General features: G+C 66.5%; 15 protein-coding genes. 4 read left to right on the top strand and 11 right to left on the bottom strand.

Going from position 1 to position 14,128, the window contains the following annotated elements:
• The 6 genes from JMF86_RS00870 to flhD all read right to left on the bottom strand — a co-directional run.
• On the bottom strand, positions 1-405 hold a 405-nt coding region (locus JMF86_RS00870; RefSeq protein ID WP_201316677.1), incomplete at its 3' end, for an Hpt domain-containing protein.
• A 33-nt stretch (positions 406-438) separates the two neighbouring features.
• Entirely contained in the window at positions 439-816 is a 378-nt protein-coding gene (locus JMF86_RS00865) for a response regulator (RefSeq protein WP_006477352.1), read from the bottom strand.
• A 16-nt stretch (positions 817-832) separates the two neighbouring features.
• Positions 833-1,852: a flagellar motor protein MotB gene (gene motB, locus JMF86_RS00860; RefSeq protein WP_011546714.1), complete on the bottom strand. Its 1,020-nt coding sequence runs from the start codon at positions 1,850-1,852 to the stop codon at positions 833-835.
• Positions 1,853-1,865: 13 nt separating this feature from the next.
• Positions 1,866-2,726 carry a flagellar motor stator protein MotA gene (motA, locus tag JMF86_RS00855; protein WP_006477350.1) on the bottom strand — a complete coding sequence of 287 codons (861 nt, stop codon included), beginning with the start codon at positions 2,724-2,726 and terminating at the stop codon, positions 1,866-1,868.
• Between the two features lie 192 nt (positions 2,727-2,918).
• A complete protein-coding gene (gene flhC / locus JMF86_RS00850) occupies positions 2,919-3,473 on the bottom strand; it encodes a flagellar transcriptional regulator FlhC (protein ID WP_006477349.1) in 555 nt (184 codons plus the stop codon).
• A 92-nt stretch (positions 3,474-3,565) separates the two neighbouring features.
• Positions 3,566-3,886 (bottom strand): flagellar transcriptional regulator FlhD, encoded by a 321-nt coding sequence (gene flhD / locus JMF86_RS00845; RefSeq protein ID WP_011350590.1) that lies wholly within the window; start codon positions 3,884-3,886, stop codon positions 3,566-3,568.
• 662 nt (positions 3,887-4,548) lie between these two features.
• Here flhD and JMF86_RS00840 point away from each other — a divergent pair.
• The gene (locus JMF86_RS00840; protein WP_125380917.1) at positions 4,549-5,613 is read left to right on the top strand and encodes a glycosyltransferase family 4 protein; all 1,065 of its coding nucleotides are present in this window, start codon (positions 4,549-4,551) and stop codon (positions 5,611-5,613) included.
• A gap of 111 nt (positions 5,614-5,724) precedes the next feature.
• On the opposite strand, the gene JMF86_RS00835 is transcribed toward JMF86_RS00840, so the two are convergent.
• Positions 5,725-6,021 (bottom strand): H-NS histone family protein, encoded by a 297-nt coding sequence (locus JMF86_RS00835; RefSeq protein WP_006489320.1) that lies wholly within the window; start codon positions 6,019-6,021, stop codon positions 5,725-5,727.
• Between the two features lie 299 nt (positions 6,022-6,320).
• On the opposite strand from JMF86_RS00835, the gene aqpZ reads away from it, so the two are divergent.
• The gene (gene aqpZ, locus JMF86_RS00830) at positions 6,321-7,064 is read left to right on the top strand and encodes an aquaporin Z (RefSeq protein WP_006489324.1); all 744 of its coding nucleotides are present in this window, start codon (positions 6,321-6,323) and stop codon (positions 7,062-7,064) included.
• 131 nt (positions 7,065-7,195) lie between these two features.
• On the opposite strand, the gene JMF86_RS00825 is transcribed toward aqpZ, so the two are convergent.
• On the bottom strand, positions 7,196-8,020 hold the full coding sequence (locus tag JMF86_RS00825; protein WP_054928242.1) for a Cof-type HAD-IIB family hydrolase: 825 nt from the start codon (positions 8,018-8,020) through the stop codon (positions 7,196-7,198).
• Positions 8,021-8,164: 144 nt separating this feature from the next.
• Complete coding sequence (locus JMF86_RS00820; protein ID WP_125380916.1) at positions 8,165-9,046, bottom strand: BadF/BadG/BcrA/BcrD ATPase family protein; 882 nt, start codon at positions 9,044-9,046, stop codon at positions 8,165-8,167.
• A 142-nt stretch (positions 9,047-9,188) separates the two neighbouring features.
• On the opposite strand from JMF86_RS00820, the gene JMF86_RS00815 reads away from it, so the two are divergent.
• Positions 9,189-9,791: a DNA-3-methyladenine glycosylase I gene (locus tag JMF86_RS00815; RefSeq protein ID WP_125380915.1), complete on the top strand. Its 603-nt coding sequence runs from the start codon at positions 9,189-9,191 to the stop codon at positions 9,789-9,791.
• A gap of 84 nt (positions 9,792-9,875) precedes the next feature.
• Here JMF86_RS00815 and JMF86_RS00810 read toward each other — a convergent pair whose 3' ends face one another.
• Entirely contained in the window at positions 9,876-11,114 is a 1,239-nt protein-coding gene (locus tag JMF86_RS00810; RefSeq protein ID WP_125380914.1) for a PepSY domain-containing protein, read from the bottom strand.
• Between the two features lie 229 nt (positions 11,115-11,343).
• Between JMF86_RS00810 and JMF86_RS00805 the strand changes: the two genes are divergently transcribed.
• Positions 11,344-13,467 carry a TonB-dependent siderophore receptor gene (locus JMF86_RS00805; protein WP_011694089.1) on the top strand — a complete coding sequence of 708 codons (2,124 nt, stop codon included), beginning with the start codon at positions 11,344-11,346 and terminating at the stop codon, positions 13,465-13,467.
• Positions 13,468-13,629: 162 nt separating this feature from the next.
• Here JMF86_RS00805 and rpsU read toward each other — a convergent pair whose 3' ends face one another.
• Positions 13,630-13,842, bottom strand: coding sequence for a 30S ribosomal protein S21 (gene rpsU, locus JMF86_RS00800; protein ID WP_006401410.1), 213 nt, complete (start codon positions 13,840-13,842; stop codon positions 13,630-13,632).
• Positions 13,843-14,128: the final 286 nt, after the last annotated feature.

Here is a 14,128-nt window from a genome sequence, read left to right as displayed (position 1 = left end):
AGGCGCGCCCGCGCCGCTTTCGGCCTTCAGCCGTTCGAGCTTCGCGCAGATCGTCGCGGCGGCGGCCGCGTCCGGTTCGGCACTCGCGCGGTAGTCGACGAGCTGGTCGGACAACACGTCCTTGGTTTCCAGGAACGCGTCGATCATTTCCTTGGTCAGCGTCAGCTCATGGTTGCGCGCGCGGTCGAGCAGCGATTCGAGGATGTGCGTCGTATCGGTCAGCGCGGAAAAGCCGAACGTCGCCGCGCCGCCCTTGATCGAATGCGCGGCGCGGAAGATCGCCGCCAGATCCTCGGGATCGGGCGCATCGACGTCGAGGTTCAGCAGCAGCTGCTCCATCTGCGCGAGCAGCTCGTCGGCTTCGTCGAAAAAGGTCTGGTAGAACTGAGTGATGTCGAGAGTCATGCCCGGTCACCGGTTGAATTCGTCGCGTTCATGTCAGGAGGCAGCCGGCTCGGACAGCGTCGCGACCAGCTCGACGAGCACGCCCGGGTCGATCGGCTTTTCGATCCAGCCGGTCGCGCCCGCGTCGCGTGCGGCGTCCTTGAACGCATCGCTGCCCTCGGTCGTCAGCACGAGGATCGGCGTGTCCGCGTACGCGGTCAGCTTGCGCAGCGCGGCGATCACCTCGAGCCCGCTCTTGCGCGGCATGTTCTGGTCGGTCAGGACCAGGTCGTACGGCGCCGTCGCCGCCATGTCGAAGCCGGCTTCGCCGTCCGGCGCCACCGTCACGTCGTAGCCCGCCTGCGCAAGCGTGGCCTGCAGCAGCGCACGCATGGTCGCGGAGTCGTCGATGGCGAGAATGGTTCGGATCATGTCTGTCTCGGAAACGTCAGGGTTTCGGCGCCACGGCGACGGCGCTCGCCACGACCGGCCGCACCGCCGGCGTCGGGCCGCCGAGCTGCTGCGCGAGCAGCTTCGAGCCGGCCGCGTCGGCGGACAGCGTCGTCGTCGTCGCGTCGTCGCGCATCAGCGCTTCTTCGGATTTGCGATTCAGCACGATCACGCTGATCCGGCGGTTTTCCGGATCGAGCGGATCGGCCTTGTTCAGGTTCTGCGTCGACGCGAGGCCGAGCACGCGCAGCACTTTCGCCTCGTCCATGCCGCCGGAGATCAGCTCGCGGCGCGACGCGTTCGCGCGGTCGGCCGACAGTTCCCAGTTGCTGTAGCCGCCCTCGCCGCCCGCGTACGGCACGGCGTCGGTATGGCCCTGGACGATGATCCGGTTCGGCACGTCGTTCAGCGTCTTGCCGATCTCGCGCAGGATGTCGCGCATGTACGGCTCGACGTGGTCGCTCGACATCGCGAACATCGGCCGCTTCTGGGAATCGACGATCTCGATGCGCAGCCCCATCAGCGTCGAATCGATGCGGATCTGCTGCTTGAACTGGCGCAGTGTCGGGTTGGCCTCGATCGCGGCCATCAGCTTGATCTGCAGGTCGTGCAGGCGCGTCTGCTCGAGCCGGTCCTGCGCGCCCTGCGCCTGCGACCGGGAATTGTCGTCGCCCGCCTTCGCGAGACGCTCGGCGAGCGACGTCGTGCCGTCGGTGCGGCGCAGCGTGCCGGCGTCGACGCTCGACAGGTCGCGGCCGCCGCCGTTGATGATGCTGGACTCCTGCGAGCTGCGGTCGCCGCTGCCGAGAATCGCGGCCTTCAGCGGCATGTTGAAGTATTCGGCGATCCCCTTCAGCTGCACCGGCGTGACCGAGCTCAGCAGCCACATCAGCAGGAAGAACGCCATCATCGCGGTCATGAAATCCGCGTACGCGAGCTTCCATGCGCCGCCGTGGTGGCCCTTCTTCGCCGGGGCCACCCGCTTGACGACGATCGCGCGATCCTTGCTCTTGCTCATCGGTCGCTCCGCGTCACTTCGCCTTCACGCGGCGAACATGTTCTTCGAGCTCGGAGAACGACGGACGCTCGGTCGAGAACAGCACCTTGCGGCCGAACTCCACCGCGATCGCCGGCGCATAGCCGTTCAGCGTCGCGAGGATCGTCACCTTGATGCACTGGAACATCTTGGTCGACTCGGCGACGCGCTGCTCCGCGAGGCTCGCGAGCGGCCCGATCAGCCCGTACGACAGCAGGATCCCGAGGAACGTGCCGACCAGCGCCTGCGCGATCATCGCGCCGAGCACCGCGGGCGGCTTGTCGGCCGAGGCCATCGTGTGCACGACGCCCATCACGGCCGCGACGATGCCGAACGCCGGCATCGCGTCGCCGACGCGCATCAGCGCATGCGCCGGGCCTTCGCCTTCCGTGTGGTGCGTCTCGATCTCCTCGTCCATCAGGCTCTCGATCTCGAACGCGTTCATGTTGCCGCCCACCATCAGGCGCAGGTAGTCGGTCAGGAATTCGACGATGTGGCGATCGGCGAGGATCTTCGGGTATTGCGTGAAGATCGGGCTCTTTTCGGGATCGTCGATGTCGGCCTCGAGCGTCAGCGTGCCTTCCTTGCGTGCCTTCGCGAGCAGCACGTAAAGCAGCGCCATCAGCTCCATATAGACGTCCTTCGTGTATTTCGAACCCTTGAAGAGCGTCGGCAGCACGCGCAGCGTGGCCTTGATGGTCTTGCCGCCGTTGCCGAGGATGAACGCGCCGACGCCGGCGCCCACGATCATCAGGATCTCGACGGGCTGGATCAAGGCGCCCAGATGCCCGCCTGCCAGCGCATAACCGCCGAAGACGGACAACAGCGTCACGAGTGTTCCCACGATAATCAGCACTGCCTGTCCCTCACGAAAGACCGGCGGGGAGACCGCCGTTAAACAGGTTTACGGCAGTCGGCAGGAAAACTTTCGCGGCCGCCCGGCGGCGGCCCGACGGTGTTTACCAGCAATGCGCGGACGATTCGCGCGGCCCGTGGGGCGCCACTCGGGCCCCGCTTGCGCCCCGTCCGGCCTTGCCCGGCCCGGCGTTCAGGCCACGGCGGCGGCCAGTTCGGCGCGCGCGGCGGCGGCCTTGCGGGTCTTGCCGGCGCGCGACGGCGGCTGGCACAGGCCACACACGAAACCTTGATGCGGATCATGCGCATGCGCGACGAAGTGGCCGCCGCAGCGCGTGCACGGGGTCATCTGCAGCATCCCCGAATCGAAGAAGCGCACCAGCGTCCACGCCCGCGTGAGGCTCAGCGCGGCCTCGTCGCCGGACAGGTTCACGTGCTCCAGATAGAGCCGGTACGCCTTCACGATCGACTGGATCGTGTCGCAGCGGCCGTGGTCCTGCATGAACCGGTAGATGTTGTAGAACAGCGACGAGTGGATGTTCGGCTGCCACGTCATGAACCAGTCGGTCGAGAACGGCAGCATCCCCTTCGGCGGCGACACGCCCTTCAGTTCCTTGTACAGCTTGATCAGACGGTCCCGCGACAGGCTCGTCTCCGCCTCCAGCAGCTGCAGCCGGGCGCCCAGTTCGATCAGTTCGATGGCGAGGGTGATTTCCTTCACCTCGATCACGACGCTTTTGCTTGCCATGGTGATAACCGTCCGCTTGACGTTATTCGAATGAATGGCCAACACGCTGCCGGCCGGCGCGGCGCGCCGGGACAAACGCAAGGCGGGATGGATCAGCGGACGCCTTCGACCTGCTGCCCGGCCATCAGGATGGCCGAGTGGGCGTGCGCGACGACATCGCTGCGGCCCTTGTCGGCGAGCGACGACAGCAGCGCGTGATCATCGAAGCGGAAGCGGCACAGCATCTGGTTCGACGCGGCCAGCTTCACGGTCTGCGCGAGCGTGAGGTTGGCGAGCACGTCGGCGAGTTCCTGGGAAATGCCCATGCGGAACATGCCCATCGCCTTGTCTTCCCGCAGCAGTCGCTGCGCGAGGAGGAGGTACGACAGGTTGACCTCTTTGATCTCACTGAGCATTTCGCTGGTAGCGCTCATGATTCCCCCGTTAAAAAGCTTTGCTTTGGCCATTCATGTTATGAAAACGTTTGCTCGATCAGCGCGCACCGGGCGCTCAGTCGGCTCGTTTATAGTCTTACAGGGCGAATTTTGGCCAAACGGGATTTATGTCGGTATCAGCGAAGTGGCGTATGCCGTGCAGGATTTGTCTGTAAACCGTGTAGGAATTTTTCCGACAAGGCGAATTGAAAGGAATCGGAAAAACGGGTTGCAACGCGAATTCGGTTGCGAAGGGCTCCGATGGCCGCCACGCCAGAGGTGGAAGGCTTGCCGGCAAGGCTGCCGGCAATCGGATCGGTAAAAATTATAGTGCTTTTTCACGATAGCGCAACAATAGTTATGGCTGTCGCGATTCATGATTCCGCGCCCTTTTTCTCGGGGTTTTCGCGTATTTCATCGTGTAACAAGCCTTAAGTGTTTGAAAAAACACTCGAACCCCTCAGGGCGATATCGATAATGGACTCCAATGGGCGGCGGCGCGAGCCGTGCCGGCCCGCCCCGCAGCTTGCCGTCCGGCGCTCCGCGCACCCCGCCCAGGGCCCGGCCACGTACCGCCAACCGCGTGCGTCGGCAAGTTCCGCAACCTTGTACGGGATCCGTCTCGGCGTCATCGCGCCCCGGATCGACACAGGAGAACATCCATGCGAATTGCCCAGATCGCGCCGCTGTACGAAGCCGTCCCGCCGAAACTCTACGGCGGCACCGAGCGTGTCGTGTCCTACCTCACCGAGGCGCTCGTCGAACTCGGCCATGACGTGACGCTGTTCGCCAGCGGCGACTCCGTCACGTCGGCCCGTCTCGAGGCGGCGTGGCCGCGCGCGCTGCGGCTCGACCCGTCGGTCCGCGATTCGATGGCGCCCCATATGCGGCTCCTCGAGCAGGTCGCCCGGGTCGCGCACGAATTCGACGTGCTGCACTTCCACCTCGACTACCTGCCGTTCCCGCTGATGTCGCGCCTCGACACGCCGTACGTGACGACGCTGCACGGGCGCCTCGACCTGCCGGAGCTGCAGCCGGTGTTCGACGCGTTCCCGTATTCGCCGGTCGTGTCGATCTCGAACAACCAGCGCAAGCCGCTGCCGCAGGCCGCGTGGGCCGGCACCGTGTACCACGGGCTGCCCGACACGCTGCTCACGCCGCAGCCGGACGTGAAGCCCGAATACCTCGCGTTCCTCGGCCGGATCTGTCCCGAAAAGCGCGTCGACACCGCGATCCGCATCGCCGCGCAAAGCGGGCTGCCGCTGAAGATCGCGGCGAAGGTCGACAAGGCCGACGCCGACTACTTCAAGGAAGTGATCGAGCCGCTGCTCGGCCAGGCGCACGTCGAATTCATCGGCGAGATCAACGAAGCACAAAAGCCGGCGTTCCTGTCCGGCGCGAAGGCGCTGCTGTTCCCGATCGACTGGCCGGAGCCGTTCGGCCTGGTGATGATCGAGGCGATGGCCTGCGGCACGCCGGTCGTCGCGTTCAACCGCGGCTCCGTGCCGGAAGTGATCGAGGACGGCGTGACCGGCTTCATCGTCGAGGACGTGCAGGGCGCGGTCGGCGCGCTGCACCGGATCGACAGCCTGTCGCGCACCGCGATCCGCGAGCGTTTCGACACGCGTTTCAGCGCGAAGGCAATGGCGCAGCGTTACGTCGAGACTTACGAATCGCTGTGCGCGGCAACCAAGCAACCGGCATTGCGCCGGGTCGCGGGCGCCTGACGCGAAAATCCGCGCGGAAATAGGCCGTAAATCCGCGCCGAAATCGGCGCGCAAAACCCGCAAAGCAAAAGAGCCGCATCGTCGATGCGGCTCTTTCCATTTGGCCTTCGGTCACTCGATCAGAAAACGATCGCGGTTTTTGCCGACGATCCAATTCGGCGGCTTGCCGCGCCCACTCCAGGTGGCACCCGACTTCGGATCGCGGTATTTCGGCGGCAACGGCGCCTTCTTCGGCGGACGCCCGCGCCGCGCCCGTTCCGCGAAGCCCAGGTCCTGGGCCGTCAGGCCATATTCGGCAATCATTCGCTGGACATCGGCGATCACCGCTGCCACTTCCTGGCGGCGCACGTCGTCCGCCTGGGCCTGCAGATCGGCGATCTGCGCCTTGAGTTTCGCGTATTGAGACATTTTTCGACTCCCCTTTTCGATGATGCGGCCCCGGCGAATCCGGCCGGGACACCAACGTCCGTTACGTCATCCGCACTGCCGCCCTGCCCTTCGAAATTAATGCTGCCATCTTTAACCGAATCGTCTATATCGAGAATGCGGACTTATTCTAATAAAAGGCATTCGTCAGCCATTCAAATTTAACAATCGTTTACCCTCCCGAACCCGATTCATTTCCTATAATCCAGACCAATTCCGGACGACGAAATAAATCCGTTGCGTCGGCCGGGGTCTTCAACCCACTTGGACGAGGTCCTTACATGAATCTTTCTCAGCGTCTCGCTGCAGAGGTATTCGGCACGTTCTGGCTGGTGCTCGGCGGGTGCGGAAGCGCCGTGCTGGCCGCCGCCTTTCCGGGCCTCGGCATCGGCTTTGCCGGCGTCGCACTCGCCTTCGGCCTGACCGTGCTGACGATGGCATTCGCAATCGGCCACATCTCGGGTTGCCACCTGAATCCGGCGGTGAGCGTCGGCCTGACGGTCGCCGGCCGCTTCCCGGCACGCGATCTCGCGCCGTACATCGTCGCGCAGGTCGTCGGCGCCACGCTCGGCGCCTTCGTGCTGTACCTGATCGCAACCGGCAAGCCGGGTTTCGACGTCGTCGGCAGCGGCTTTGCGACGAACGGCTTCGGCGATCGCTCGCCCGGCCACTACTCGCTCGCCGCGTCGTTCATCTGCGAAGTCGTGATGACGGGCTTCTTCCTGTTCGTGATCCTCGGCGCGACCGACAAGCGCGGGGTGCCGGCCGGCTTCGCGCCGATCGCGATCGGGCTGTGCCTGACGCTGATTCACCTGATCTCGATTCCGGTCACCAACACGTCGGTGAACCCGGCGCGCTCGACCGGCCCGGCGCTGTTCGTGGGCGGTGACGCGATCGGCCAGCTGTGGCTGTTCTGGGTCGCGCCGCTGATCGGCGCGGTACTCGCGGGGATCATCTACCCGCTGGTCGCCGGGCGTGACGACGCCGTCGACCTGCTGCCGGCATCCGCTCGCACAAGCGAATAAAACACTACGGGGTCAAGCGAGCAGAGCAGCGAGCCTCACGCTGTCGAAGAACATCGAGGCAGGTAATTTCGACGGGCGCCCCTGGCGCCCGTTTTTCATTTCCGCGCGGGAAACGCGCCCGGGGCGGACGCTCAGGACGCGACGACGTCGTCTTCCAGCGAGAACAGCGTGCGCAGATGGCGGGCGACGCCCGCGTCGAAGTTGTTGCCGATCCGCGGGACGTGCGGCAGCTGCGCGATCAGGTCGGGGTTCGCGTTGTTCATCATGAACGCATGACCGGCGGTTTCGAGCAGATCGATGTCGTTCATGTTGTCGCCGAACGCGATGCAGTGGCCGGCATCGACGCCGAGCCGCGCGAGCACCGCGCGCAGCGCGCGCCCCTTCGACACGTTCGCGGTCATCACTTCGAGGCAGTCGGGCAGCGAGTACGTGACGTACAGCGCGTCGCCGAACTGCACGCGCATCTGCTCCGCGACGACCGCCAGGTCGGCCGGTTCGCCGATATACAGCACCTTCGCGATATCCGCGCCGTCGTGCGCGGCCATGTCGATCACGTCGTACCGGAAGCCCGAATCCTGATGGAATTCGAGCAGGTGCGGCGCGTCGCGGTCGATCAGCCAGCCGTCGTTGGTGAACAGGTTGACGATCACGCGGCCGTGCGCGCCGAGGACTGCCGGCTGCACGAGGCTGCGCACGATTGCTGCGTCGATGTCCTGCGCGTGGATCTTCGTGTCGTCCGGCGCATGCACGCGCGCGCCGTTCGACGTGATCAGGTACGGCCGGATGCCGAGCACGTCGCGAATGCCGGCGACGTCCGCATAGTGGCGCCCCGTGGCGATCACGAACTGCACGCCGTCGCGGTCGAGCCGGCGAACGGTGTCGATCGTGTACGGGTCGAGCTGGTGGTCGCTGTTCAGCAGCGTACCGTCGAGATCGGTGGCGATGACTTTGTACATGGGGCGGGAGAGTGGCGCTCGGGGCACGGAGGAAGCGTCATTTTAACGTCGTGCCCGGTAGCGCGCCGGGCGGTTGCCGGCCAGGCGCCGCGCGCGACGCTGCTGCGACGCGGCATTCACCGTACGCACCCCGCTCGGCTTGGCTTAGCCCACCTCCGCCGCCCGCAACGCCTGGAGCGCGAGCCGCAGCGCACCATGCGCCGAATCGTCGAGCGGCGCGCGCAGCCGCGCGGCGTGCCGTGCCGGCACGGCCGGCGCGAGCGCGTCCGCCAGCCCGCCGCACAGCGCGACCGGCAACGCGTGCTGCGGATCGAGCGCATCGATCATCTTGCCGATCTCGTCGCCGGCCTGCGCGATCAGCGCGCGCGCGACCGGATGGGTGCGGTGCGCGAACACGATCGGTGCGAGACGTGCATAGATCGTCTGGTTCGCGTCGCACGACCACTGGACGAGCGCATCGCGATCCTGCGCGCCCGTTTCCGCGAGCAGGGCCGTGGCGAACGCATCGCGCGGCACGCGGCCGTCGAGCGCCTGTTGCGCGTAGGCGAGCGCGCGCACGCCGAGCCACGCGCCGCTCGCCTCGTCGCCGGACGGGAAGCCGAAGCCGCCCGCGATCCGGCACGGGCCGGCCGCGTCGAGCGCCGCCGCGATGCTGCCGGTGCCGAGCGCGACGATGAGCCCCGGCGCGCCGCCATGCGCGCCGACGACGGTGGTATACGCGTCGCTCTCGATTGCGAGCGCGCCGAGCGGCGCCTGCGCGCGGAATGCGGCGAGCCACCCCGCGTTGTTGACGCCGGCCAGCCCGCAGCCGAGCGCGCACTGCGACCAGTCGAACGCGAGACCGGCCTGCGTGAATGCGTCCGCGCACGCCGCGCCGATCGATGCCCATGCCCGCTCGATGCCGAGACCGAGCCCCGACGGGCCGCCGCGCCCCTGCGCCAGCTCGCGCCCGTGCCGGTCGGCCAGTACTGCGCGCGTGCCCGTGCCGCCGCCGTCGATGCCGATCGCAAAAAGTAATGCCGCCATGCCTTCATCCCGCTGATTCGAACAGGCGCCAAGCTTAACCGGATCGGCGCCGCGCGCCCATCTGCCGTTCGGCCGGCTATCCCGCCAAAAGGGCTTCCGCTATGCTGGCGCGATCGAATCGACACTGAAAACGAGGCAGACGATGTCGCAGCGGTGCAACTGGGTGAAGACGGAAGCGGACGCTCACTATCACGATACCGAGTGGGGCGTACCGTCGCACGACGATCGCCACCTGTTCGAAATGCTGATCCTGGAAGGCGCGCAGGCCGGGCTGTCGTGGTCGACGATCCTGAACAAACGTGCGGGCTATCGCGAAGCGTTCGCCGATTTCGACGTCGATACCGTCGCGCGCTTCACGCCCAAGCGCATCGAGAAATTGCTGGAGAACCCGGGCATCGTGCGCAACCGCGCGAAGGTCGAATCGGCGGTGAGCAACGCGCGCGCCGTGCAGCGCATCCGGGAGGAGCATGGGTCGCTCGCCGCGTTCCTGTGGTCGTTCGTCGGCGATACGCCGGTCCAGAATGCGTGGCAGTCATACCGCGACGCGCCCGCGTCGACCGAGCAGTCCGACGCGCTCAGCAAGGCGCTGAAGGCGTACGGCTGCAAGTTCGTCGGCTCAACGATCTGCTATGCGCTGATGCAGGCGACCGGCATGGTCAACGATCACGAAGCCGGCTGCCCGTGCCACGCGCAATGCGCGGCGCTCGGCGGCAAGCAGCCGGCCCGCCGGCGCAAGGCGGGCTGACGGCGCGGAGACAAGCTCGGCGCCGGTGCCGCGCCGCCGACCTGCGGCGATAGCACCGTCCGCTTGGTGCTTGGTGCCCGGCCCTTACCGCGCGGCGCGCGACGACGACGCCGGCACGACCGGCCGCGTGCTCCGCGCGGCCCGCCCGCGTGCGCTGCGCTTCTTCACCCAGATGCAGACGCCCGTTACGCTCAGCATCGCGATCACGATGCCGAGCACGCTCACGGCGACACGTCCCGCGACACCGGCGATCCGCCCCGAGTGCAGTGGAAACTGCGCCTGCATGAACAGGTCGCCGGCCGAACCGCGGCCCGGCACCTGCGCCGCGACGGGTTTGCCGGTCACCGCATTCCAGTACAGCCACGCATTGCCGAGCCCGACGTCGCCATGGTCGTTGCCCGGCGTGAAGAACCCGACCGCATAGGCGTTCATCGCCGGGGCGAACAGCAGCGCACCCGGCGGCGCGGTGATCCCCGCGTCGCGGCCGGCCGAGCGGGCGATCTCGACGATCCGCTCGCGCGGGAGCACCTGGCTGCCCGCCGGGGCCGGCGGGAAATGCTCGGGATTGGTGTACGGCGTCTCCGCGAGCGGCGACATCAGCGAGACCAACGGGCGCACGACCGGAACGGCAAGGTTCATCGAAATCGACGTGACCGCGACGACGAGCAGCAGCCCCCACACCCACACGCCCCCCGAGCGGTGCAGGTCGAACACGAGCGGATAGCCACCGCGCCGCACACGGAACGCGAACGACTTGCGCCAGCTTTTCAGGTTCGGAAACGCGAGCACCAGCGCGATCAGGCTGTCGATCGCCCACACGATGCCGACGACGCCCATCACCCAGAACCCGAAGTTGATCCCGCCGTACACGGGCAGGAACAGCGAATAGTGCAGCCGGTAGATGAACGGCATCAGGTCGAGCCGCGCGAGCGACAGCGCGCCCCATTCGCGGCGGCCCTGCACCGCACCGGTGGCGGGATCGACGGCGATCTGGCTGAAACCGAGTGCATACGGCTGGCCGGTCGCCGGATCGGTACGCGGCATCACGCCCGCCTGCAGCGTGTGCCCCGGTTCGACCGCGAGCGGCAGATAGGTGACTTGCACGCGCGGATCGGCCGCCTCGATGCGCGCCGCGAGTTCGAGCGGCGCCAGCGGCGCCGCGCCGCTGCGCGCGATATAGAAATCCGGGTTCAGCGCCGCGTCGAGCTCGTGGTCCCACGCAATCAATGCGCCGGTGAGCCCCGCGACGAACAGGAACAGCGCGATGGCAAGTCCGAACCAACGGTGCAGGCGGACGAGAAACGGTCGCAGGAACGCATTCATCGCGTGCGCAGCGAAAGGAAGGCGGGCCGGCACGAGCGGCGGCCGCGATTCGACGGGAGGCAGTTCATTCGATGTCGGGCGCCGCACAACGGTCATCCGGCCAGGTCAGGCAAGGCCGGATGCCCTTGTACGCGGCATGGAATTGTTGCGCGGTGGGCGGGTTTTGATACGATGCGCGACATTTTAACGCAATGCGAATGATTCTTACTCGCATTTTTGCTCGCTCGCCATGACCGTCAGCCTTGCCCGCCCTCCTGTCCGTCCACGCCGCGTGGCCGCCGCCCTCGCCTGCCTTGCCGCCTCGCTCGCGCATGCGGACGATTCATCCGGCGACGCCGCGGTCCTGCCTGCCCTGAACATCACGGCCGCACACGATTCACCCCAACACTTGACCGACACGATCTCGACCGGTGCACTCGGCACCCGCCGCCAGCTGGACACGCCGTTCTCGACGACGATCGTCACGTCGGAAGAACTCGAGGCGCGTCAGCCGTACAAGCTCGGCGACGTGTTCGCGAACGACGCGTCAGTGTCCGACAACAGCGGCGCGTACAGCGCGTGGGCCAGCTACATGACCGTGCGCGGCATGCAGCTCGACTGGCAGAACGGCTACAAGATCGACGGGCTGCCGTTCGTCACGTACGGCATCACGATGCCGTACGAGCAGCTCGAGCGCGTCGAACTGCTGAAGGGGCTCGGCGGCTTCCTGTATGGCTTCGTGACGCCGGGCGGCGTCGTCAACTACGTGACGAAGCAGCCGGGCGCCGAGCCGGTGCGCAGCGTCGATGTCAACTACCGCAGCACCAACGTGTGGACGGAGCATGTCGATCTCGGCCAGCGCTTCGGGCCGAACGACATGTTCGGCGCGCGGCTGAATGCGACGCACGAGGAAGGCAAGACGTACAACGACGGCAACATCCGCCGGGACAGCGTGTCGCTCGCACTGCAGGCGAACCTGACGCGCGACCTCTCCGTGTCGTTCGGTGCGCTGTACCAGGATCGCCGCACGACCGGCCAGACGCCGTCGATCTTCACCGGCAGCTATCCGGGTGGCGCACTGCCCGCCACGATCAGCGGCGGGTCGACGAACCTGGGTGGCAAGGACCAGTACCTGAACACGAACCTGCAGCTCTATACGGCCGGGCTGCAATACCAGCTCGCGCCGGACTGGCAGCTCGACGTCGCGTACAGCTACAGCAAGGCGACACGCCGACGCAACGAAAGCACCCTGTACCTGCAGGACGCCGCAGGCAACTACACCGACAGCCGCTACGTCGGCATGGAGGATCACCGCTTCAGCCAATGGCGCGCGATGGTCGAAGGCAAGGTGCGCACGGGCCCGTTCAGCCACCAGATCGTGCTCGGCGCGTCGTGGCAGAAGCAGGCGAACGACTATTCGGCGAACAGCGTGTTCGTGCCGCTGGGCGCCGGCAACCTCTATGCGCCGAATCCGTACCGCTACGAGAGTCCGCACGGCTTCATCCAGTACCGCACGAGCGAGATCGTGCAGAAATCGCTGTTCGCGAGCGACACCGTGCAGTTGACCGAGCGCTGGTCGGTGCTGGCCGGCGTGCGCTACATGAACTACGAGCAGCGCGCGTTCCAGGCAAGCGGCGCCGAGGACCCCGGTTACCGCCAGAACGGCGTGGTGACGCCGACTTTCGCGGTGATGTTCAAGCTCGCGCCGACGACCACCGCGTACGCGAGCTACGCCGAGTCGCTCGAGCCCGGCAGCCGCGTGAACGACGTCTACGCGAACGCGGGACAGGTGCTCAAGCCGCTGCGCAGCAAGCAGTACGAGCTGGGGATCAAGAGCGAGCACGCGCGCTGGAGTGCGACGGCCGCGCTGTTCCGCATCGAGCGCAGCGCCGAATACGCGAACGCCGCGAACGTCTACGTGCAGGATGGCGAATCGATCATTCAGGGGATCGAGGTCGGCGCGCGCGCGAAATTCGGCGCGCACTGGAACGCGGGCGTCGATGCGATGCTGCTCGACGCGTGGTACGCGAACGGGATCGGCAACAACGGCAACCGTGTCGCCGGCGCGCCGCGCTTCGTACTCGCGGGCGACCTCGGCTATGCGGTGCCGGGCGTGCCGGGGCTGACGCTCGGCGTCGACGCGAAATTCACCGGCGCGACGCCGCTGCGCGCGGCCGGCGGCCTCGACGCGCCGGGCTTTCTCGTCGTCAACGCCGGCGCACGCTACCTGACGCGGGTCGGCCGCCACGACGTGACGCTGCGCGCATCGATCGACAACGTGCTGAACCGCCGTTACTGGGAATACCAGTACGCGGACTACGTGAAGCCGGGCGATCCGCGCACGGTGAGCCTGAGCGCGAAGATCGACTTCTGAACGCAGCGGCCGGCGGCTGCATACCGCAGGCCCCGGCCGGCGCCGCCGCCCGGCCCGTCGGCCACCGCAGCCTCGGGATTTTCCCGGCCTGCAAAAGCAAAACGGCGGAGCGGCCTCTTTCGAGGCACACTCCGCCGTTTCGCGGCGAACCGTCAGACGCTCTTAGTGGAGCTTCTTCGGCAGCATCTGGCTGCGCAGGCGCTTGTGCAGGCGCTTGACGGCTGCTGCCTTCTTGCGCTTGCGGACTGCGGTCGGCTTTTCGTAAGACTGGCGCTCACGCAGTTCAGCGATCAGGCCATTTTTTTCGATAGCGCGACGAAAGCGGCGAATCGCCACTTCGAACGGCTCGTTTTCTTTCAGAAGAATCGTCGTCATGTCGTTCCTAAATTGCTTAAACGGTCAAAAACGTAGCGGCCAAGCGCCACGCACCGGCCATCCGAGCGTCCCCACAACAGGCGAAACGAGCGGAAATACGGCCTCGGAGGCCGGAAAAGAGAGGCGGAAAGCACCGCGAGTACGCTTCACAACCGCGTGCAGCGCCGCGTTTGACTGCCAGCAGACATGCCGAAACCGGCAAAGGCGTGACAGAAAATCTCAATTCAGCCCGCCATCATAGCAGGGAATCACAGACAAAACCACCCTTTTGTCGGTCGTGTGTGCA

The organism is Burkholderia sp. E168m15 (assembly GCF_016586105.1).
Lineage (GTDB): Bacteria > Pseudomonadota > Gammaproteobacteria > Burkholderiales > Burkholderiaceae > Burkholderia > Burkholderia orbicola.
Note: the sequence above shows the minus strand (reverse complement) of the source record. Positions and strands in the feature narration are given on the sequence as shown.

What these genes read in the sequence shown, in the direction of transcription:
- JMF86_RS00865 (WP_006477352.1), bottom strand. Translation starts at nt 816, where the DNA reads ATGATCCGAACCATTCTCGCCATCGACGACTCCGCGACCATGCGTGCG.
- motB (WP_011546714.1), bottom strand. Translation starts at nt 1,852, where the DNA reads ATGAGCAAGAGCAAGGATCGCGCGATCGTCGTCAAGCGGGTGGCCCCG.
- flhC (WP_006477349.1), bottom strand. Translation starts at nt 3,473, where the DNA reads ATGGCAAGCAAAAGCGTCGTGATCGAGGTGAAGGAAATCACCCTCGCC.
- flhD (WP_011350590.1), bottom strand. Translation starts at nt 3,886, where the DNA reads ATGAGCGCTACCAGCGAAATGCTCAGTGAGATCAAAGAGGTCAACCTG.
- JMF86_RS00840 (WP_125380917.1), top strand. Translation starts at nt 4,549, where the DNA reads ATGCGAATTGCCCAGATCGCGCCGCTGTACGAAGCCGTCCCGCCGAAA.
- JMF86_RS00835 (WP_006489320.1), bottom strand. Translation starts at nt 6,021, where the DNA reads ATGTCTCAATACGCGAAACTCAAGGCGCAGATCGCCGATCTGCAGGCC.
- aqpZ (WP_006489324.1), top strand. Translation starts at nt 6,321, where the DNA reads ATGAATCTTTCTCAGCGTCTCGCTGCAGAGGTATTCGGCACGTTCTGG.
- JMF86_RS00825 (WP_054928242.1), bottom strand. Translation starts at nt 8,020, where the DNA reads ATGTACAAAGTCATCGCCACCGATCTCGACGGTACGCTGCTGAACAGC.
- JMF86_RS00820 (WP_125380916.1), bottom strand. Translation starts at nt 9,046, where the DNA reads ATGGCGGCATTACTTTTTGCGATCGGCATCGACGGCGGCGGCACGGGC.
- JMF86_RS00815 (WP_125380915.1), top strand. Translation starts at nt 9,189, where the DNA reads ATGTCGCAGCGGTGCAACTGGGTGAAGACGGAAGCGGACGCTCACTAT.
- JMF86_RS00810 (WP_125380914.1), bottom strand. Translation starts at nt 11,114, where the DNA reads ATGAATGCGTTCCTGCGACCGTTTCTCGTCCGCCTGCACCGTTGGTTC.
- JMF86_RS00805 (WP_011694089.1), top strand. Translation starts at nt 11,344, where the DNA reads ATGACCGTCAGCCTTGCCCGCCCTCCTGTCCGTCCACGCCGCGTGGCC.
- rpsU (WP_006401410.1), bottom strand. Translation starts at nt 13,842, where the DNA reads ATGACGACGATTCTTCTGAAAGAAAACGAGCCGTTCGAAGTGGCGATT.